Here is a 22,013-nt window from a genome sequence, read left to right on the forward strand (position 1 = left end):
ATTAGGGTGCCAGGCGGTGCGTTCCCCACGCGCCATCAGCAAGTGTAAACACTATCCGGTCGTGAAGCCTGCTCTGCCGGCCCTGCCAGAATTCGATCATGTACGGCGCAACCTGAAAGCCTCCCCATTGTTTGGGCTTGGGTAGTTTGGTAGCACCCTCAAAACGCTTGCTGATTTGCTGTACCCGCTCTTCCAGGATCTCCCTGTTCCCGATCACCGAACTCTGTGGAGATGACCACGCGCCAATCTGAGAGCCTACTGGCCTGCTTTGAAAGTAAGTTTCGGATCTGTAGTCGTCTACACGGGTAACACTTCCTTCAATCCGAACCTGCCGTTCGAGCTCGGGCCAGAAGAACGTTAACGCACAAAATGGATTGTTATCAAGATCTTTACCCTTATGGCTCTGGTAATTTGTGTAAAAGACAAACTGATTATTCTCGACCCCTTTGAGTAAAACGATGCGGCATGATGGGCGATGGTCACTTCCGACTGTTGCCAGACTCATTGCATTTGGTTCGGGTACACCCGCACTCATCGCCTCATTAAACCAGATATTAAATTGTTCTATTGGATCTGCGGAAACGTTTTTAACGTCCAGCGATGTCCTGGAATATTCCTTTCGAATGTCTTCAAGTCGTTGCATACGGTTGCAATTTATTCAAATGTGTGTCGTGGAAATAATGCTTGCTTTCAAGCAAATGAAGTATTTTATTCAAGTACGAAAACATTGATAACATAGTTCGGCAATAATACAGCGAGTGTAAATGGAGTTCTTTAAATACAAGAATAAACTTCAGCCCGAGCGTGGAAGGTTACTGATATCAGAGCCTTTTCTTGCTGATCCGAATTTTGAAAGAACTGTCGTCCTCTTATGTGAACATAATGAAGAAGGATCTTTCGGCTTCGTTGTGAATAAACCGTCGCTATTGAAAATCGGTGAGGTGATGGATGTTATTGGTAGTATTGATGAACGTGTATTCGTAGGAGGTCCGGTACAACAAGACACCCTTCATTTTCTTCATCGCAATACGAACCTCGACAAGGCCGTTAAGATTCGTGAAGAGATTTTCTGGGGTGGTGACTTTGAAAGCCTTATCGCCAGCATCGATACGTCTGAGATAAAGTCCTCAGATGTACGGTTTTATCTGGGGTATAGCGGATGGTCATCAGGCCAGCTTGAATCAGAATTGCAGGAAGATTCCTGGATTGTTTGTGACTATGTCACCGACGACCTGTTGTTTGATACTGAACCAACACTGATGTGGAAAAAGGCTCTGGATAGTATGGGAGGGAGATTTTCGGTATATGCGAACTATCCCACCGACCCCCGGCTTAATTGATCCAATTTGTGTAAATTTACGATATACGCCGTTTAGCAATGGACATGACCATGGAAATGGAACGAGAAAAAAAGGAAGCGCAGGAACAGGAGAAGGAGTTGTCCAACGGACGGACTTTACAATCTGAAGTGGATTTATCTGATCGCGATGAATTTCGCGACGAAGCAGCCGAAGATCATCATGAGGTTGAACACCATGTTGATTATTCACAGTACTCCAAGCATCAGCTTTCCGAGCTGGTAAAAGACCTTACCAAAGAATCAGACTTTAAAAAAGTCGATGTCGTTTTGCGCGAGATCAAACCAATCTTTGATGAATTGCGTGAGAAGGAACGTGCAGAGGCTTTGCAACGCTTCGTTGATAACGGAGGTGTAGCCGAAGACTTCGAATACAAAGGAGATGAGGCCGAAGTTGTTTTCGATGCCAACTTCAAACTTGTACGCGACAGAAGAAATCAACACTTCCGTCAGCAGGAAGAAGCCAAGGTGGATAACCTTAAGAAGAAGCAGGACTTGCTGGAACGCCTTCGCGTACTGTTTGACTCTCCCGATGCAACGAACCAGTTCGATAAATTCAAAGAGCTTCAGAAGGAGTGGAAGGCGATAGGACCAGTTCCTGCCGCTCATGCAAAAACACTTTGGGCGAATTATCACGCACTGACCGACCGCTTCTACGACAATCAGAGTATATACTTTGAGTTAAAGGAACTTGACAGGCGCCGCAACCTCGAGGCAAAAATCGAACTGTGCGCTCGTGCTGAGCGCCTTATTGATGTGTCCGTGATCAAGGATGCCATTGCTGAGCTGAACGAACTTCACCATGAGTTCAAGCACCTTGGCCCTGTACCCAAAGAAGAGAAAGAAGCCGTATGGCAGCGATTCAAAACTGCATCGGATGCGATATACGCCAAACGGGATGGCTACCTGCAGAACCTCCAGCAGGAACTTCAGGAGAACCTGGGCGGCAAAGGAAAGCTTAGCGATGAAGTGCAGGAATTTGTGAACTTTCAGTCTGATCGCATAAAGGACTGGAACCAGAAAACAAAGGACATACTCGAGCTGCAAAAGCGCTGGGAAGTTATCGGTGGTTTGCCTCGGGCAAAAGCCAAAGATGTCAACAAGAAATTCTGGTCTGCATTTAAGACCTTCTTCAATAACAAGAATAACTTCTTCAAGAAGCTTGACGAAGAACGCGAGCACAATCTTCAGCTGAAGAACGAGTTGGTGAAGAAAGCCCTCGAGCTTAAGGAAAGCAGCGATTGGGAGAAGACATCGGCAGAATTGAAGAGCCTGCAACTTCAGTGGAAGGATGTGGGACCTGTTCCTGAAAAGTTTCGGGAGAAAGTGTTCAAGGAATTCAAAGACGCCTGTGACCATTTCTTTGAGCAACGTCGTTCTCAGCATGACAGGGTGGAAACCGAGCAGTCCGAGAACCTCAAAGCAAAGGAAGAGATCTGTACAATACTTGAAAGTCACGCCGCAGGGCGCACGGGTTCACAGGACGTGCTACACGATCTTCAGGACAAGTACGCTACGATCGGCTTTGTTCCCCGCAAAGACATAAATTCTATTCGTCACCGCTATCATGAGGCGGTGGAACGCTTTATCAATTCACTGCCTGGATTATCAGAGGATGAAAAGGGCAAACTTTCTTTGGAGAGCCAGCTGTCGGATCTCAGGAACGATCCTGCTGCCGACCGTAAGATCTATCAAAAGGAGCAACTCATCCGCAAGAAGATTACCAAGGTCGAGAACGATATTGCCTTGTGGCGTAACAATCTTGAATTCTTCGGCAAGTCCAAGAATGCCGATAAGGTGAAGGACGAGTTCAACGACAAGATAAAGGATGCTACGGACCACCTGAAGCAGCTGAAAGAACAGTTGAAAATGTTAAAGCAGGCGTAGCCAGGGGTTCATATTTCCGTCACTTTATATCTATATAAGTTCGAACCCGGCAACCACATTGCTCTGAAACTACCGTGCTGGTTCAAAGGCCGTTTCTTAGTACTTTTGTACAAAATTGCAGGGTATGGCGTATAAGGTTGAGAGCGCGTTGAAGAGGCTTCTATGTGGTATGATGATCGTTGGGATGGTGGCTTGCGACGATGATACTGACCCAGGTCCTGCTCCCGAACCCGAAATTTTTCCTTTCCGGTACCTTTCTGTTGAGGTCCGCACGCCTCTTGAACCCAAGGGCATTGCCGAGATAACCTTCCATGCCGACGACTTAAAGTCCTACGGGTACGTTCTCTGGCAAAGTGGAACGCGACGGATCCAATGTGCCTCCAATTCGTTCATTGACGCGGACGATGAAAAGGTAACGGAAGACAGCAACAGCGTAACCTATAAGACGGATGAGGACGTGATCTTCGACGTCGTTGATATCAATGGTAACATCACCCGGTTTACCCCATCGATTACTGGTGCCACAAGTTTACTGATTCATGGTGCAGGCACAGTTTTGTCTGGCAGTGAACTGTCGACTTACGTATCTGACGTAACCCGGGAAATAAATAAGATGCCCAACACGGTATACGAGGTTAACTAGCTATTCCGTTCTCAGTCCATTTGCCGGGTTTGACCTTGCAGCTTTTATTGTCTGAAAGCTGATAGTAATTACGGCAACCGATAATGCAAGTGCACCGGACATCACGAACACATCCCACGTAAGCGGGATCTTATATTCGTAGTCCTGCAGCCAGATGTTTATCAGATACCATCCGATGGGAACTGCGATGATGAACGAGACTGCAATGAGTCTGACAAAGTTCTGCCCCAGCAGCCTCAATATGCTATTGCCCGAAGCTCCAAGCACAAGACGTACAGCGATTTCTTTTGTTCTTTGTTCGATCATGAAGGCAGACAAAGCGAACAGTCCGAGGCATGCAACAATGATGGCCAGCGCTGCAAACGTAAAGAATATACTTCCTGTTCTTTTTACATCGTCGTACATGATGGCAAAGCTGTCGCTCATGAACGTATAGCGGAAGGGTTGGTTCGGCATGAATTTGTCCCATACCGACTGCGCAGATGTGATCATGGACTGCATCTGATTTCCTTTTCCCTTTACACATACAATGAGCCCACCGGAGCCTTTGCTAAAGAACAGAGGTCTGATCGGGCCTTTCATATTTTCGTAGTGGAAATCCTCTACCACACCTATGATGTTGAATGTTTTCCAGGTCATGATCTTTTCGCCCACAGGCTTCTTTAGGCCAAGCGCTTTTGCCATAGACTGATTGATGATCACCGATGATGAATCTGATGCCATGTCCTGGATAAAGTTTCTGCCTTCGAGCAACTTCATCCCCATGGTTTCCATGTAATCTTCGTCGACGTACCAATGCTGGGCGCCGACAGCCTTGTCGATTTTGGAACGTCCGTCGAGCCACGTGCCGTTCTGGTCCCTGTTAGTACCGGCAACCGGCAGGTAGCTGCTGATGGTCACGTGATCCACATTGGCCAGTTTTTTCAGTTCGGCCTTGAATGACTTATGCTGATCGCCGAGCGTGTTGGCCCCCTGTATCATCAGCACCTGGTCTTTCTCGAAACCAATCTTAGTGTTCATGATGAAATCAATTTGCCGCGAGATCACCAGGGTCCCTATAATAAGAATGATGGAAGTCGAGAATTGAAACACAACCATTGCTCCACGCAGTGTTGAACTTTTACTTCCACGGCTTAAGGTGCCGCGCAGCACCTGAACTGGCTGAAATGCCGACAGGTAGAACGAAGGGTAAAGACCTGCCAGGATGCCGATAACAAATGCTGCGGCAAGGATGCCAGGAACAAACCATATTGTTGTCCATGGCAGCACCAGCGACTTGCCTGCCAGTGAATTGAAGTACGGCATTGCCAGCACGCAAATGATTACGGCAATAGCAAATGATACATAGCTGTACATCAGTGATTCGGCGAGGAACTGGCGCATCACCATTGCTCGTCCTGAACCGACAGCCTTGCGCAGGCCAACTTCTTTGGCGCGATTGGCAGAGCGTGCTGTAGAAAGGTTGATAAAATTGATGCACGCCAGAGCGAGAATGAAAGTGGCAACACCGCCGAATAACCAGAGGTAACGAATATCGCCATGAGAAAACTGGTCGCCGATCTTTTCGGGATTCAGATGCACATCGGAGATCTTCTGCAGTTTATAAAAGTGATGCAGCTTGACGTCCGCGGCGCCTGCATCTCCGGTCTCATTCAAATACGCCACCTGATATTTATCGCGGATCGACAGTAACTTCTTTTCAAGATCCGCGACATTCACTCCAGGACGAAGTCTTACATAGTGGTCGTAATTCCAGCAGCACCAGCTCGTTTGTTCACCCTGCCAGAATTCGACTCCGGTCAACGTCAGAAAGAAGTCATACTGCAGGTGGCTGTGCGTGGGAAAGTTTTCCATTACACCGCCAATGGTGTAAGCGCCTTTGTCTTTGTCATCGTTGAGAATTAAAGTCTTTCCCGTCGGATCCGTGTTGCCGAAATACTTTTCGGACATTCGACGGGAGATTACTATCGTATGCGCCTTATCGAGCGCCTGCTGATGATTGCCATACACCATGGGAATTTCAAGCACGTCGAGGAGGTCGGGGTCTGCATAAGCAAAGCCTTCTTCAAAAGTATTTTCTGTAACATCATCTCTGCGCATGAGATTACTGCCGGCGCTGAACCACTTGTATGGAATCAGTCGCGCTGCTTTTTCCACATCGGGAAATTCTTCTCTGAGAATGCTGGCCACGGATGGAGGCATGGCCATCCAGCTTCCTCCGTCGCTGGTGTTATAGTTGTTGTATAGTCTGAAAATCCTGTCGCCCTGCGCGTAGTGTTTGTCATAGCTCAGCTCATCGGTGATGTAAAGAAAGATAAGGAGGCAGGTGGCAAGTCCCAGGGCAAAACCTCCGATGGTTATAGCCGAGTACATTTTGTGGCGGTTCATGTTTCTGATACCCACCTTGAAATAGTTATTGAGCATGGCCTGTTGATTTATATGGTAGGAAGATTTTCTTTTCTTAATGGCGAATGGCTGAACAAACTGCAGCACATTTAAATAGAACAGTACGTCAGCACGATGTTTGTTCATCCGGGAACGACGATGCTGATACAGTTCTGTAAGATCTCCGAGAACGGCATCCGACAGCTCATCATTGCAGATTGCACGTAATAGTCGAACGCCAAACATTGGTGGCGTAAACTGATGGGGGTGATGTTCGTTACGCATATTATTTTCCGCCCTCCCAGATAATGGATGGAACCTGTTTCCACATTTCGCTCCGCAGCTCCCGGCTTTGATTAAGGGCCTTAATACCAGCACGTGTCAGTTGATACAGTCTTTTATCTCTTCCACCGCGTACACTTGTCGCTCCGCCCATGTGTGACTTCAGAAAGCCCTTTTCTTCAAGGCGTACCAGTGTCTTGTGAACAGAGCTGATCATGATGGATCTGTCTGTTTGTTTTTCCAGTTCCGTCAAAACAGAAAGTCCGTAAGCGTCTTCCATGAGAATGCCTACAGTGAGGAGCACGAGCTCTTCGAATTCGCCCAGATAGGTTCCCTTCATTGTTGTAGTAACATAGTTTTACATAAGACTTACGGTAATAGCTGCGGGTTAATGTTGTGCCACGGCCGAGATATGTTTCACCTTTGCCTATGATACCGGCGATGGGGACGAAGGTTGCACGGTCAGGCAAACTATTTTTAGTTACCGTTCAGATGGAACAGACTATTGCGTCGCGCATTGAATAGTGTCCAGTCCGCTAAAGCGTAGCCTTCGAGAACGAATATTACGGCCAACAGCCCGAATATCTGGTTTTAATCTGCTTATAATCAGGTTCTTACTCTTAGTGCGTAAAAAATACGCTATCAAGTGCGTATTATTTACGCTAAGCTGCTACCTTTAAAACGTTTGCAGGAAATGACACGTAAAACCTCCGCCTCAATTCAACAGCAGTACATCAGGGACGTTTCGGTCGACTGTGTCATGTTCGGCTTCCATGATTATCATCTCAAAGTTCTTCTATTACAATGGCCCGGGGAATCCGGATGGAGTCTTCCAAGAGGGCCGGTGCTGCGGAATGAACCTATCACGGATGCTGCCATTCGGATGCTTCACACAACGACCGGCCTGGACGACGTATTCGTTCAACAGTTTCAGACGTTCAGCCGGCCAGCGGAGAGCGTGCAGCAGGAAACCGCAGCACCATCATCCCGTGACAGCAACCCTCACCGCGCACCCAGTCTCATCACTGTTGGTTTCTATGCGCTTGTTGATTTCGACCGGGTGAAGCCAAAGGTCGAAGGCAATTTCCAGTGGTGTGAAATTACTGAGATGCCCGACTTGCTGTTTGATCATCATGAGGTCGTTGAGTCGGCACTGCTCGCCCTGCGCAAGGACCTGCGCTATCTGCCGATAGCAAAATTGCTGCCCGGCAAGTTTACGCTGCGCGACATGCAGAAGCTATATGAGACAATTCTCAACAGAACGTTCGACCGGCGCAATTTCCATAAGCTATTAATGAGTTATGATTTTCTCAGTAAGCTTCCGGAAAAGAAAACGGGCAGTCAGAACAAATCGCCGCACCTCTATACCATCGATTTTGAAAAGTATGAAAGCGCATTGCAGGATGGCATATCGTATTAGAGCATATTATAAGAATGCACTCGGTGCATCAGCATTGATGCTACAGGTTGCTGTTAGCTGCCTGGTATTGCTTGCTGCTGCTAACGTTTCGGCGTTGCCAGAGAAACGGCCTGGCAAAACGCGCGTATTTGTTATCGGTGCTGTCGACAAATATCATAGTCCAATGGCACAATGTGCCAGGGCCATGTTTGATAAGATTGCAACGGAGAATGGGCTCGACGTTCATTTTACGACGGACACAGCGGAGATCAGCATAGCTACGTTAACGAACTACGATGTATTTGTTCAGCTTCACGTTGCGCCGTACGATCTTTCGGCTTCGCAGCAATTCGCCATCCAGCAATTTATCAGCAGGGGTAAGGGATGGATAGGCATTCACGCGGCGGGACTGATAGGCACCAACCTTCAACCCGCAGACCGCCATAGCTGGCGATGGTACTGGCAATTGCTGGGAGGCGCAAACTATACCCCGCATCCACCCTTGCAGGATGGCACCGTAAGGATTACAGACCGTGCACATCCCGTTGTCGCTAATCTCCCGGAGTCATTTACGCTTCGCGATGAATGGTATGAATTCGATGCGCCGCCGGCGGATGCGCATGTGCTTGCCATTGCAGATGAATCTTCATATCAGCCTAAAACTGCGATGGGCAATCATCCCGTAATATGGACGAACCCAAATTACGAACGCGCGCTTTACATCAGCGTGGGTCACGATGTTTCGTCATGCGGGAACACTGACTATCATGTTCTCATTCGGGATGCAATCAAATGGGCTGCCGACAATGAAGGCCATGAACAACGTGTGATGGACGCGTTCGCGAACAGCCCCGCTTCGGTACTGGTGAACCAGGTAGGATATGATGCTGCTCATTCGAAGCGGGCAATGCTGCGCACAAGGGAGATGATTGCTGCGGCCACCAGCTTTACCGTTGTAGATGCGCTAAGCCTTGAGAAGGTTTTCGAAGGAACGGTAGGTCCAGGCTCACAGGTGAAGGATTGGGGAAACCATTGGTTTGCCTCAGTGGATTTCACATCGTTTACTAAACCCGGCTATTATAAGATAGTCGTCAACACGGGCAACACCGCTGTTGAATCCTTTGCATTTGAAATCGGTAATCAGATGCTGACAAAGCAACTCGTGCCTGCCATCACCAGCTTCTTCGAAGGGCAGAAGGCGCTATCGAAGGAAGAGCTATCTGGTGACACCAACGTGAGGCTATACGGAAGTGACAAGACTGTTGATCTGCGCGGTGGCTGGGCCGATGCATCGGGAGATGTAAGCAAGTACTTTTCTCACCTCGCGTATACAAACTTCATGAATCCACAGCAGACTCCTCTAGTGGACTGGTCGATGATCGATGCAGCTGAAGCAATTCCGAACCTGCTTGAAGGAACAGCTAAGGACTCGCTTATTGCCAAGGCATTCTACGGGGCAGGCTACATAATGAAGTCTCTTTCACCCGAAGGATACTTTTACATGACGCTCTTTTCATATTTCAAGAAGGACCCTTCGGAGCGGCGTGTAGTGGGACTGTTGGCAGACAGCAAGACTACGTCGGACTATCAGTGCGGATATCGCGAAGGCGGAGGGATGGGCGTGGCTGCTCTTGCGCGGATATCGACGTGGAAGCACACGAGTAAATACAAGCCTGAAGAATACCTGCAGGCCGCTGAGCGTGCCTTTGCACATCTTCAGAAGTACAGCATTCAGTATATCGATGACCATAAAGAAAACATCATTGACGACTATACCGCTTTGATGGCTGCGACGGAGTTGTCGCTGGCAACGCGAAAGCCCGCTTATCGCCAGGAAGCGCAGCGTCGTGCACGCCGGCTGGAAAACAGAATTTCAGATGAAGGATTCTTCTGGTCGAATGATGAGAAGACGAGGCCGTTCTGGCATGCTTCGGACGCAGGGCTTCCGGTGATCGCACTGATCCGATATCTCGATCTTGAAAAGAATGCCGCGGAACGCGAGAGGGCCATCGCAGTTATAAGGAAATTCATCGACTATCAGCTTAAGGTTTCAGCTGAAGTGTCAAATCCTTTTCAGTACCCCCGTCAGACATTCCGCATCGGCAAGGTGGTCAAAAATGGATTCTTCATTCCGCATGACAATGAGAGCGGCTGGTGGTGGCAGGGTGAAGATGCGCGGATCGGTTCGCTGACAACGGTATTGCTACGCGGCGGAAGACTTGTCTACCCCGACAAGAATGGAACGGGAGTGAAAGGGGAGATAGCTGAAATGTCCCTTTCGCTGATCAACTGGGTACTCGGATGCAATCCGTATCAGGTATGCATGATGTATGGCTATGGTCAGGTCAACGTGCCATATATGGCAGCGATGTACGGACACGGATCTGGTGTAGGCGGTATATCCAACGGTATAACAGGATCCAAAGAACATAATGACGGATCGGGAATTGACTTCCGATATGAAGACAACGGCAACGAATGGCGCTGGAGTGAACAATGGATACCACACACTGCGTGGTTCCTGCAGGCCCTGACAGCTCTGGAGAGAAAATAGTATTACCATGAGAAAATTTCTGATCGCCGGACACGGGCACTTTGCTTCCGGGCTTAAGTCAGCGCTGGACATCATCACGGGAGAAACAGATCGTATCTGGGTGATCGATGCTTACACTGAGGAGAACAGGTCCATAGAGGACAACGTCAGGGCTATTGCTTCACAGATTAGAAGTGACGACGACCTGGTCGTTTTTACTGACCTGATGGGAGGGAGTATCACCAACCAGGTTGTTCGTAACCTGGACCTGGCGCGTGTGCACGTGCTGTCGGGAACGAACTTTCCCCTTTTGATCGACCTCGTGTTATCCGATCCCGACACACCTACATCGGAAGCGATCGAGTCTGCACTGACAGCCGCCAGAGAACAAATTGTTTACGTGAACAAAATTCTAAAGAACCATACCACCGATGATTAAGCTACTAAGAATAGACGACCGCCTCGTACATGGACAGGTGGCATTTACATGGGTTCCTTCTCTTGGAGTTGATACGCTTTTGGTGGCAAACGACAAGGTGGCGCGCGACGACTTTCAGAAGATGACAATGGGGCTGGCGAAGCCTGCAGGAACGAAACTGCTTATCAAGCCTGTGAGCGAAGCTATGCTCTTTCTCAACGACGACAAGAACAAATCGGCGAAGGTGCTGATATTGGTTAATTCGGTGAAAGATGCGTTCGCGATATGCAACGGTGCTGAGGAGATCCGCTCCGTCAACTTCGGGGGACTTCGTGTGCGCGATGGTGCCACGCTCGTGTCCAAGGCAGTTGCGCTGACCAATGAAGACAAAGAACTTGTAGCAGAGTTACTTCGTCGCGGATTGGAACTGGAGGTGCGTCAGGTACCCTCTGATGCCAAACAAAAACTGGGCGACCTGATCTCACAACAATAAGTCAAAACGGAATTCACTGTGACTGTCTCGTATCTGCTCGTAACGCTTGTAGCCATGTTTGGCCATGCGGAAGACTTTCTGGCCACGTCTCTGCTTAGTCGCCCTTTGGTACTTGGTCCTCTGGTTGGTGCAGTGTTAGGGGACATCACGCAGGGTATTGTGATTGGAGCTAGTCTTGAGGCCATATTCATGGGCAATATCAAAGTAGGTGCGGCGATCCCTCCCGATGTTATAACGGGCGGGGTACTGGGCACGGCCTTCGCGATACTTTCCGGTCAGGGGGCTGCAGTCGCACTTGCACTTGCCGTTCCCATTTCCATTCTGGCTGAAATGCTGATCAGCAGCCTGTTCATATTCCGCTCAGCTTTTAATAAGAAGTTTGCTGAAGCGGCCGATGCCGGAGACTTTGAACGGTTTCAACGATTACACATCGGTTCGGGCCTGCTCAAACCGCTACTGATGGGTGTGGTCGTTTACCTTTCTCTTGAACTTGGAGCGGGAGTTATGAAATCTTTTCTGGAAACAATACCGCCCTGGGTTAACAAGGGCCTGCACGTTGCTGGTAACATGCTGCCAGCGCTGGGCATTGCGCTGCTGATGAACGTTATGTTTAACAAGAAGTTGGCGCCATGGTTCTTCCTGGGCTTTCTTCTCGCCAGTTTCCTGCAATTGCCCATGATCGCCGTTGCTGCTCTGGGCGTGGTGCTCGCATTGATCGTATCAAACTTTTCAGGGAGCAGCGATAGTTTACAGGAGGAAGGGGAGGGCGACAACGGGGTGCCCGCACGCGAGACATCATTCTCCAGTGCCGACATACGAAGCATTTTCTATCGTTCCTTTACGCTTGAGGCCAACTTCAATTTTGAAACCTGCCAGAACACGGGTTTTGCTTATTCGCTCATGCGTATACTGAAGAAGATCTACCCGACACGTGAGCGTATGGCCCTGGCGCTGAAACGACATCTGCAATTCTTCAACACAAGTCCCTATGGCTCCACATTGATCCTCGGCATTGCAGCGGCTATGGAGGAAGAGAACAGCCGCTCGAAGGACTTTGATGATGAATCCATCAACAACGTGAAGCTCGCGCTGATGGGACCGGTTGCCGGTATATTTGATTCGCTGTTCTGGGGGACGCTGAAGGTGATTGCCGCCGGCGTTGGCGTCTCTCTTGCTATGAGCGGAAGCATTCTTGGGCCGCTGTTGTTCATAATGCTCTTCAACGTTCCTCACTTCCTTGTGCGTTATCAGCTCACGTTTATCGGTTACCGCCAGGGACATCGCTTCCTGCAGCGCATTTCCGGAAGTAATGTGATGGATAAGTTAACATCAGGTGCCGCCATCGTGGGACTCATGGTGGTCGGAGCGATGCCCGCTCTGTTAATGTCGGTCTCTACGCCGCTGGCGGTTGCGTCGGGAGTGTCATTGCAGGGCGCATTGGACAAGATTCTACCTCATATCATTCCGCTGGGGTTTACACTGATCACGTATCAGCTGCTTAAGCGACAGGTGAAGACAACGTATCTGCTACTGGCATTGCTGGCTGCCGGTTTTATCGGAAGTGTATTGAACATACTGGCTTGACACAGACTTTGAAAGAGAATCAGAAAATGATCGAAGGAATAGGGGCATCACATGGCATCGCTATTGGCCATGCCTACGTACGTGTGAAAAATCATTCGAAGGAAGCTACCGTAGCGAAAACAGATGATGCAGAGGGAGAAATACAAAAATTCAGGCATGCGGTGAACCGGTCCATCGACGAAGTAGAATCGCTCATACGGAAGTCGCGCATGACAATGACCGATGAGGAACGTGACATACTGGAAATGCAGGTTGAAATGTTGTCTGATCCTCAGCTTCATGCTGATGTGGTTGCACTGATCAACAATGAGAACAGTACGGCGCAGGCAGCGGTAAGTACGGTCTGCGATCAGTTGATCGTTCTGCTTGGAGAACTGGACAGCGACTATCTGCGGGGACGCGCCTCAGACGTGCGTGCTTGCAGCGAACAAATAATCCGGAACATCCGGGGCGAGTCCTTATCACTAACTGATATCCCGGCGGGTAGCGTCCTCGTTGCCGATGACATTACTCCACTTGAGGCCCTGTCTCTGGATCTTACCAATGTATCCGGCATTGTGACCCGTTTCGGCGGGCGTACTTCACATACCGCAATATTGGCAAGGGCAAGAAATATCCCGGCCGTTGTAGGCTGTGGAGACGGATTGAGCATCATTCTCCAGGGCGAGATGCTTATAGCCGACGGCTCGGAAGGTCATGTGTGCGCACGACCTTCGGACGAGACCATGCAGGCATTCGTAATGAGACGGAGGGCGTTCGATCAAGAGCGGAAGGAGTTGTTGTCTCAGACCACAGGCGTTGCCAAAACGATCGATGGTCGTGAGGTCCGTCTGCAGGCGAACATCTCAGGTCCTCAGGATATGAGTGATGCACTTGCTCTGGGAGCAACCGGAGTTGGACTGTTTCGTACCGAGCTCCTGTTTATGAGTCATGGGAATTTTCCAACCGAGGACGAGCAATTCGGATACTATCGAAAAGTAGTGGAGGAAGCAAACGGCCATCCGGTTACCATACGAACTCTGGACATCGGCGGCGACAAGCCGCTGCCATATTTCGATCTTCCGCGGGAGGAAAATCCATTTCTTGGTTATAGGGCCATCCGGATTTCGCTACGTGAGCCAGACAGATTTCTTGAACAGCTGCGGGCGATATTGCGGGCAAGCGCTTACGGTAAAGTCCGGATCATGTTTCCAATGATCGTCGGTTTGCAGGAACTTCGCCAATGTAAGTCACTGCTCCACGAGGCGCGACACCAATTGCTTTCGCAGGGAGTAGCCTTCGATGCTCAAATGCCCGTCGGCGTTATGATCGAGACTCCGGCCGCGGCCATTATGGCTGACCGCCTGGCGAGGGAAGTTGAATTCTTTAGTATAGGTACAAACGATCTTTGCCAGTACACGCTGGCAGTCGACCGTGGAAATAAGATTGTGACATCGCTCTACGAACCGTTGCATCCATCGATGCTGAGGCTCATTGGAAATATTATTGATCAGGCAGCTCTCCATAAGATTGACGTAAGTGTTTGCGGAGAGCTGGCAGGCGATCCGCGTGCAACACTATTACTTATCGGGATGGGATTGGGCTCGTTTTCGATGAGTGCATCCAGCATACCCGTTGTGAAGCGCGCAATTATTCAGGGAACACATATGCGCGCGCTTCAGATAGCTTCCGACGTGCTCGACATGAATGACACGGACCAGATCAACGAATACCTGACAGAGGAAGCATTGAACAGAAACATATGATTTTAAAGGAATATACGGTTACGTCGACGGATGGCATACACGCGCGACCTGCAACAAAGCTCGTAAAGCTTGCCAGGGAATACCGGTCAGTCATCAGTCTGAAGAAAGGAGACAAGCAGGTGCGACTGAACAGCATGCTGAATGTTCTTACTGCCGGAATTAAGGGCGGGGATACCATAACCATCATCGTCGAGGGAGAAGATGAAGAAGCGGCCTCCGCTGCGATCGATCAATTTTTAGCTGAAGAACTAAAGAACCATTAAGATACTTTCATGAAGATTACCATCACTAAGGACGAACATACATTCGACGTCGCGGCCGCCTGGAGAATTATCACGCAAATGCTGGAGAAGCCGAATGCCGTCATCGGACTTTCGACAGGCCAAACGACCATGAACATGCATGCGATCGTCTCTGAGATTCATGCGAAGTATCCGTTCGACGTGTCGCGGATCACGCTGTTCAATGTCGATGAGTTGACGAATCTCCCACGCGAATACTCAGGAAGTTGCTATACCATGATCAAAACGCAGATTGCTGATCCTATTGGAATTCCTGAAGAGAATTTTATCATGCCACCCACCATGTCGGATGATTTTGAAAGGGAGGCAGCGTTGTTTGAGCAAAGACTATCTGAGCGCGGTGGTGCCGACCTGCAGATGCTGGGACTTGGCTCCAATGGTCACATCGGCATAAACCAACCAGGTACACCATTTGAAAGCGAGACCTGGGTGTCGCCCATGGATCCGGACTTCGAAGCAAAAGTCCGCCGTGAGACTCACGTTCCTGATACCACCGTGCTTGGCGGATTAACGCGTGGCATTAAGAACATCATGCATACGCGTAAGGTGATCCTTATTGTGAAAGGCAAACATAAGGCGGACATACTGGCGAAGGCGATCCAGGGCCCCGTGTCGCTTGACATACCGGCGTCAGTGGTCCAGCTGCATCCGAACTGTGAAATTCTGATGGATGCCGATGCTGCGTCTAAACTTGATAGGGCGTTTTTGAGCAAGCACCAGAATTAGGAGAAGTTTCTGTACTTCTGTTCGCTGTTACACTATCATCACTCTCACACTGTTCCTCACTCTGCGAAATTCAGAGTGAGGAACAGTGTGAGAGTGGTGACGTAGGAACAGTGTAAGAGTGACACGAACCAAATGCGCAGAGAGATGTATTGGTAATCTCTGATCAGATCTTGATGAATATCTTTCGGCGATACAAAACATATAAAAACACCCAAACAATTACCAACGCTCCCAGACTTTCAAACACCGGATGCCATGGTTCCGGGGTCCAACTGTACAGGCCTTCAAACAGTAGCTGCGAGGTGTGCCCGAAATCAATAAAACGGTAAGCTAGATAAATTGTGAGGCTGTTCATTCCTATAACGATGAAGAAAAACGTCCACTTACGATACTTCAGAATGTCGATGACCCAGTAGAACAGCGAAAAGCTTAGCAGAGCCATACCGCCGGTCAGACAAATAAAAGAGCTGCTCCAGAGATGTTTGTTAATGGGGAAGTGCAGACCCCACAGAAGTCCGACACCAAGGCAGGATGCACCTGCTATTACCAGGTATCGAAGCTTGTGTTGATCTGAAAGTGTTTCCTTTCGAAGGATGTCGGATGCCAGCGTTCCCAGAAGAGTTAAACATAATGCCGGGATCTGTGTGAATAAACCATTTTCGTCATAGGTCTTTTGCAGCAATCTGCCCGGCAGAAAATGACGATCGATCCATCCATGCAGGTTGCCTTCCATCGAAAGGTTGCCGGCACCATAACCGGGCACAGGTATCAGAAACATGGCAGCGTAATAGAACAACAACAAGCTGACGAACCAGATGATCCTCTTTCGTTCGTTGAAGTTCAGATAAAGTATGGTAACAATGAAGCCAGCGAATCCGATGCGTTGAAGTACGCCGACGAAACGGATCTGCGACCAGTCAAAGTAGGGCGTTGGTGCGTTCTTGTCAAGGATGCCCAGTGCGATCAGGATCATCATCCTCTTAAATGCCTTCCAGTAAATCTGCGATTTGGATAGTCCCTGGTCGAGGCCTTTGTTAACGGAAAATGGCAGTGACATGCCTGCGAGGAACAGGAACAGGGGAAAGATGAAATCGTAGAAGGTGAAGCCGTTCCAGGGCGGATGTTCAAATTGCATGGCCAGTGCGTCTACCCACGGCAAGCCGGTCTTTCCATGCAGGAGGAAGATGAAAGACCCTGCACCGGATATCATCAGCATGTCGAAGCCGCGGAGTGTGTCGATGGAAAGAATTCGTTTTGAGGGAACAGGGGGCTCGGGCGTTTGCATTTCTGGCGAAGGAAAGTAAACTCAATATAGTGATTGCAATCCTTCGGCAGGTAACCGTTCAACACTTCATCGCAGTTCAACACTTCATCGCACAGGGGGCAGGTAACAGAATTTGGTATCTGCTGTGGGTTGCTGGTCTCGCGCAGTTTGACCAGCGGGGTGAATGCCCGTCGTTCATTAGCGAACAACCTCGCCCGAAATGCTACGGCATCGTGACAGCCAATTGACTAGAGCAAAAAAGCTATTGTTCATTTACCGTAAAAACAGAGTTATAATGTTCGCTCGGGCACCGCTCTCACACTCACTCTCACTCTGTTTTTTTTTGGCGTGTGTTTTGACATGGCATCAGAAACTGCGTGTATGTTGTCCGTTAGAAAAAGAAAACCCTTAAGGTGGTTGCTTGTTCTGTTGCCGGTGATGCTGATTGCATTCGTGTATGTCTCAAATAACTCCACGGGGAGAACGGTGTGTAGGTTGTCCGGGAGTATGGCTATCGCCAAAGTCAGGTACGGTCCATTCATTGAATACATCCCACAAACCGGCGAGGTAATTGCCGATTCCGTGCGAGGCTTCAGCGTGCTCGCCGAGATAGATGAGTTGTATATCACAAGGATAACGGAAGGGCTGATCGCAACAACGACACTCGAAAATCGGGATTATGAATTGCAGATAGACCAAGTATCACACGAGGTTGTTGAAGGCAGGTTTGAAATTCGTTTATGCTTCAAAGATACGGTGCCGCCAGCCGCTCAACCTTCAAAACATCTGAGGCTCCGCGTTCAGCTTGGAGGGACTTCTGACCGACTCCTGCTTCCTGTAGGTGGTTTTTATAAAGATACCGGAGGGAAGTGGGTATTCGTGATGGAAGGAAAGGATAAGGCGGTGCGCAGGAGCATAGTGCTGGGACGAAAAATGGGAAGTGAATATTTCGAAGTACTCGATGGACTCAAAGAAGGAGAGCAGGTAATCACCTCGTCGTATGAAAACTTTATGGACCACGAGACTTTGGATTCAGCAGATATTGCACACGGTGAGCCTCGTATCCTGCATATGTAACAGTTAAGTGACAGCCGGGAAATGGTCCTGATCGGCAGAGATGACCGTTTATTGCCCCAGTCACCGTCGGAATACCGTTCTTCGGATTCAAAAAGACTGTATAGTTAAATCCTGATCGGACAACCTGCAATGTGGCCTTAACTGGACGGGTTTTACGTGATAATATTTTAACTTGAGGCTCTGGCGATTATTTAGGAAACCGTTTACTAAAACGACCCCAAAATGAGAAGCAGGAACCGGAAGAAGATCATCAGAGAAGATGCTGTAAAGGTCTGTCGGTATGTAGTCATCATTCTGTCTCTGATGATGCCGACCGATGTGCGTTCACAGGATCCCAACGCGCCTGGCGGGGTGTTCAGTTTAACGGGCACCTCTAATCTGACAGGATGGTTCGAAGCACGGGACATGGATGGCGACGACGTGTTCACAGACAATCCGGCAAATGGTGCGGCCGTTTCGGCCTGGTCGGACAAGAGCAGCAGTGCCAACAACTTATCACAAAGTACAGCAACGAGCAGGCCTGTATACAATACGACCGGAACGTATCCTGCTGTGAACTTTACGTTCAACAGTGTGACGGCGGGACAATCGGATTTCATGACGTTTGCCACGGCCAGTCACTTTGTTCCCGGATCAGCTTACTTTGTATTGCTGCCCTCTGACCCCGGTGCAAACCTGCAGGACCACATTTTGCTCGACGACGCAAACCGCTCTCTGCGCCTCGAGCAATTCAGCAATACTGGTAACATGGGATACACACGTTACGGTGTAAGCGATTATGCCACTGCGCAAGCAACCACGTACGGAAGTTATACCATCGTGTCTTATCACAAGAGTTCGGCAAACAACAACGTGATCATCCGGCAAAACAATGCGAGCGCCACACTCAACATTGCCAGCAGCGCCGATGGTATTCCGCTGACACGGCTCGGAAAAGGTTCAACGGTAGAAGGCGCCAATTACAATTGCGTTGAAGTGTTGGTGTATTCGACTTTGCTAAACAGTACGCAAATGGTCATTCTCGATAACTATCTGTCTTCAAAATATGGCAACATTAGTATTGCATCCGATCAATATGGTATGGACGTAGTGGCCAACGGAAACCATGACTTCGATGTAGCGGGAATCGGAAGGGTGTCTGGAGCAGACAACCACCAGGATAGCCAGAGTAGCATTGTGAGGATAAATACACCATCAAATATTAATAACGGCGAGTACTTGTTTTGGGGACATGACAACGGGGCGCTATCCCCTCAGACTACCGACCTGCCAGCGACTATTCAGGCGCGATTTACGCGTACATGGGGCGTATCAGAGCTGAGTGGCGATGTCGGCACCGTAAGTATACTATTCGATATGGCGGGGTTGGGCCCTGTAACCAATACAGATTTGCGCTTGCTGATAGACGCCAACAATAACGGTGTATTTAATGAAGCCTCGACCACAGTAACAGCAGGGGCAACGGCAGTAACTATTTCCGGCACTACTTACTATCAATTTGCGGGCGTAAACCTGGCGAGTAGCACACGCTTCACTCTGGGCACCATAAACAAATCTCAAACACCCCTGCCGGTGGAATTATTCTCCTTTTCTGCGCGCGTGGAGAACAACGACGTTAATATTTACTGGAAGACTGCCAGCGAGGTTAATAACGACTACTTTGAAGTGCAACGATCGACCAATGGAAAATTCTTTAACAAGATCGATAGTGTGAAGGGTGCCGTTAACAGCAACATCACGAAAGAATATAAAACAACGGATAGATTTCCACCCACAGGACTAACATATTACAGATTAAAGCAAGTGGACCTCGACGGACAGTATGCTTATTCTCCTGTGGTGCATATAGAGATACCGCGTCGGGAATTAACAGTCGATGTTTATCCAAGCTTTACCCGGGCGAACACTTTTGTGAACGTAGCGCTAAGCAACTTTAAGCGCGATGAAACCTTATACGGCGCTATTTATACACTGATGGATTTGCAGGGAAGAACAATGTACCTGCCCTCTGAAAAAATCTCTGATACTCATGCCAGGATTGGGATACCAGCCGATTGCAGTGCTGGCGTGTACATTTTGAAAATTATCTTCAACAACAACACCTACACGAAAAGGATCACTATTCTTTAGAGAAAGGCTCCTGCGTGCTACGAATTTTCCGTGGATAATTGACGTAGCATTTTAAAGGGTAAGTTTTCATTAACGTATTGCTAATGCGTGTTCAGCCTGTTACCTTCAGGCTTACCCACTAATCTTAACCATGCTTTGTAGGTTCTATAGCTCATTACTGCTCCTTGTTGTAGTATCGGTCGGAAGCCACGCCCAACCAACGCCACCGGTATACGACGCTTTGGACTCTATGAAGAACCGCTTCCAGGTGAATACCCATCCGGTCGTGCTTGACGCGCATGAGAAGATCGTACCCTGGACGAAACCAGCAGCAATGGCGTATGATTACTTCCTCCGGCAGCGCTGGAATTTTATCCTCACGAAAGTACCGCAAAGTCCCGGTCCTGCACCGAGATCAGACTATCCGATGTACTACTTCTATTGCGCGTTCCGCGTGAAGGACAATAACCTCGTACCGGACGAATGGATGAATGACGTTGGCGAAAAGCTTCCCAACTGGTTTGAGTCGGCACGATTGTACCATGCATATACCGGTGATGAACGTCCGTTGAAGATCGTCGCTGGCATGGCGGACTATATTCTGAAGCATGGAATAAGTCCTTCGGATTTCGCCTGGCCCGACTTTCCCTATACCTGTGCCAACGCAGGGGATACACTATTCCGGGGATTTACGACGGCGAAACGATTTGTTCTGCATGAGATCCAGGTAGATCATGCCGCGGAAATGGGCTTGACTTTTTACAGGCTGTATCAATACAATGGAAAGAAGGAATACAGGGACGCTGCCATAAAAATCGCCAGCACGTTGCTGGCAAAGATGGTGAAGGGATCCGCTACTCAGTCACCATGGCCTTACCGTGTGGTGATGAGCACCGGGGAGATAACATCAGCTTACGGTGCAAACTGGACGGGTGCTTACCTGCTGTTTGGTGAATTGATAAGAGCAGGAGAGAGCCGGGTAAAAGAATATGAGAAGGGTAAGAAGACGATACGGGAGTTCCTGTTAAGTTATCCCGTCAGGACCGGATACTGGACCGATGGTCATTCCGATACGCCTGTGAACAGCAACACGTATAAAAGCAATCTTAGTGCAAGCAATTACAAACTGATGCTCTTTGATATGCCGGAGTTCGATCCAAAATGGAAAGCATCTGTCCCTAAGCTTCTCTCGTGGACGGAGCAACATTTTGTGGAGCGCAGTATTGGTGGAGAGCCTGGTCATATGTGGGGAGCCAACGTTGTGGGTGAGCAGGACGATTTTCTGGTGAAGATGGATTATCAAACGGCGCGATACGCTGCGGAGTGCGCGCGATGGTACGCAGTTTCAGGTGATAAGGCCTATAAGGAGAAAGCTTATCGTTCACTGAACTGGGTTACGTACTGCAGCGATTCAACGGGCAGGGCATACGAGAGTCCGCTGAGTAAAGATGTGTCGAACTGGTGGTCCGATTGCTACGGCGAGGGACCGCGCATGTTCTATCATGTATTTGCTGCTATTCCCGAGTGGGCCCCACCGCGGCAGGACCACATCCTGTACTCAGCAGGCATCTTAAAGGAAGTCAATTACAATAAGGGTGAAATAGCTTATACAGCAGTTTATGAAACGGGTATCGAATACGTTAAGACATCGTACCCGCCGGGTAGGGTAACCGTTGCTGGAACGCAGTTAAAAGCATCAACCGATCCGAACAAGCCAGGTTATCATGTGAGGAAACTGGAAGGAGGCGACTACGCTGTAACGATAAACAGAATCTCAGCCGGCAGAGTGATCATTACCACAGAATGAAT

18 protein-coding genes are annotated in these 22,013 nt (G+C 49.1%); 14 read left to right on the plus strand and 4 right to left on the minus strand.

Going from position 1 to position 22,013, the window contains the following annotated elements; all coding sequences use genetic code 11:
* Position 1: 1 nt before the first annotated feature.
* Positions 2-643, minus strand: a complete 642-nt coding sequence (pdxH, locus tag WBG78_RS27475) for a pyridoxamine 5'-phosphate oxidase (protein ID WP_337329730.1) — start codon at positions 641-643, stop codon at positions 2-4.
* 121 nt (positions 644-764) lie between these two features.
* Between pdxH and WBG78_RS27480 the strand changes: the two genes are divergently transcribed.
* From WBG78_RS27480 to WBG78_RS27490, 3 genes are all read left to right on the plus strand, one after another.
* Entirely contained in the window at positions 765-1,340 is a 576-nt protein-coding gene (locus WBG78_RS27480; RefSeq protein WP_337329731.1) for a YqgE/AlgH family protein, read from the plus strand.
* A gap of 56 nt (positions 1,341-1,396) precedes the next feature.
* A complete protein-coding gene (locus WBG78_RS27485) occupies positions 1,397-3,244 on the plus strand; it encodes a DUF349 domain-containing protein (RefSeq protein WP_337329732.1) in 1,848 nt (615 codons plus the stop codon).
* Between the two features lie 124 nt (positions 3,245-3,368).
* Positions 3,369-3,887: a hypothetical protein gene (locus WBG78_RS27490; protein ID WP_337329733.1), complete on the plus strand. Its 519-nt coding sequence runs from the start codon at positions 3,369-3,371 to the stop codon at positions 3,885-3,887.
* Here WBG78_RS27490 and WBG78_RS27495 read toward each other — a convergent pair whose 3' ends face one another.
* Both WBG78_RS27495 and WBG78_RS27500 read right to left on the minus strand, forming a co-directional pair.
* Positions 3,888-6,557 (minus strand): ABC transporter permease, encoded by a 2,670-nt coding sequence (locus tag WBG78_RS27495; RefSeq protein ID WP_337329734.1) that lies wholly within the window; start codon positions 6,555-6,557, stop codon positions 3,888-3,890.
* A gap of 1 nt (position 6,558) precedes the next feature.
* Positions 6,559-6,894, minus strand: coding sequence for a PadR family transcriptional regulator (locus WBG78_RS27500; protein WP_337329735.1), 336 nt, complete (start codon positions 6,892-6,894; stop codon positions 6,559-6,561).
* Positions 6,895-7,248: 354 nt separating this feature from the next.
* On the opposite strand from WBG78_RS27500, the gene WBG78_RS27505 reads away from it, so the two are divergent.
* The 8 genes from WBG78_RS27505 to WBG78_RS27540 are packed head-to-tail and all read left to right on the plus strand — an operon-like array spanning position 7,249 to position 15,754.
* Positions 7,249-7,974, plus strand: coding sequence for an NUDIX hydrolase (locus WBG78_RS27505; RefSeq protein ID WP_337329736.1), 726 nt, complete (start codon positions 7,249-7,251; stop codon positions 7,972-7,974).
* Positions 7,958-10,507 (plus strand): ThuA domain-containing protein, encoded by a 2,550-nt coding sequence (locus tag WBG78_RS27510; protein WP_337329737.1) that lies wholly within the window; start codon positions 7,958-7,960, stop codon positions 10,505-10,507. The genes WBG78_RS27505 and WBG78_RS27510 overlap by 17 nt, the downstream gene beginning before the upstream one ends.
* A 7-nt stretch (positions 10,508-10,514) precedes the next feature.
* Positions 10,515-10,925, plus strand: a complete 411-nt coding sequence (locus WBG78_RS27515; RefSeq protein WP_337329738.1) for a PTS sugar transporter subunit IIA — start codon at positions 10,515-10,517, stop codon at positions 10,923-10,925.
* Positions 10,918-11,397 (plus strand): PTS sugar transporter subunit IIB, encoded by a 480-nt coding sequence (locus tag WBG78_RS27520; protein WP_337329739.1) that lies wholly within the window; start codon positions 10,918-10,920, stop codon positions 11,395-11,397. Before WBG78_RS27515 ends, WBG78_RS27520 begins: the two co-directional genes overlap by 8 nt.
* A gap of 18 nt (positions 11,398-11,415) precedes the next feature.
* On the plus strand, positions 11,416-12,981 hold the full coding sequence (locus WBG78_RS27525) for a PTS system mannose/fructose/sorbose family transporter subunit IID (RefSeq protein WP_337329740.1): 1,566 nt from the start codon (positions 11,416-11,418) through the stop codon (positions 12,979-12,981).
* Positions 12,978-14,726: a phosphoenolpyruvate--protein phosphotransferase gene (gene ptsP / locus WBG78_RS27530; protein WP_337329741.1), complete on the plus strand. Its 1,749-nt coding sequence runs from the start codon at positions 12,978-12,980 to the stop codon at positions 14,724-14,726. The genes WBG78_RS27525 and ptsP overlap by 4 nt, the downstream gene beginning before the upstream one ends.
* Complete coding sequence (locus WBG78_RS27535) at positions 14,723-14,989, plus strand: HPr family phosphocarrier protein (RefSeq protein WP_337329742.1); 267 nt, start codon at positions 14,723-14,725, stop codon at positions 14,987-14,989. The genes ptsP and WBG78_RS27535 overlap by 4 nt, the downstream gene beginning before the upstream one ends.
* A 9-nt stretch (positions 14,990-14,998) precedes the next feature.
* Entirely contained in the window at positions 14,999-15,754 is a 756-nt protein-coding gene (locus WBG78_RS27540; RefSeq protein ID WP_337329743.1) for a 6-phosphogluconolactonase, read from the plus strand.
* 163 nt (positions 15,755-15,917) lie between these two features.
* Here WBG78_RS27540 and WBG78_RS27545 read toward each other — a convergent pair whose 3' ends face one another.
* Positions 15,918-17,039 (minus strand): acyltransferase family protein, encoded by a 1,122-nt coding sequence (locus WBG78_RS27545; protein WP_337329744.1) that lies wholly within the window; start codon positions 17,037-17,039, stop codon positions 15,918-15,920.
* A 486-nt stretch (positions 17,040-17,525) separates the two neighbouring features.
* Between WBG78_RS27545 and WBG78_RS27550 the strand changes: the two genes are divergently transcribed.
* The 3 genes from WBG78_RS27550 to WBG78_RS27560 all read left to right on the plus strand — a co-directional run bounded on the left by WBG78_RS27550 (position 17,526) and on the right by WBG78_RS27560 (position 22,011).
* Positions 17,526-18,095 carry a hypothetical protein gene (locus WBG78_RS27550; protein ID WP_337329745.1) on the plus strand — a complete coding sequence of 190 codons (570 nt, stop codon included), beginning with the start codon at positions 17,526-17,528 and terminating at the stop codon, positions 18,093-18,095.
* Positions 18,096-18,317: 222 nt separating this feature from the next.
* Complete coding sequence (locus WBG78_RS27555; protein ID WP_337329746.1) at positions 18,318-20,225, plus strand: T9SS type A sorting domain-containing protein; 1,908 nt, start codon at positions 18,318-18,320, stop codon at positions 20,223-20,225.
* A 130-nt stretch (positions 20,226-20,355) separates the two neighbouring features.
* Positions 20,356-22,011: a hypothetical protein gene (locus WBG78_RS27560; protein ID WP_337329747.1), complete on the plus strand. Its 1,656-nt coding sequence runs from the start codon at positions 20,356-20,358 to the stop codon at positions 22,009-22,011.
* Positions 22,012-22,013 lie beyond the last annotated feature (2 nt).

Source organism: Chryseolinea sp. T2, assembly GCF_037203685.1.
Lineage (GTDB): Bacteria > Bacteroidota > Bacteroidia > Cytophagales > Cyclobacteriaceae > Chryseolinea.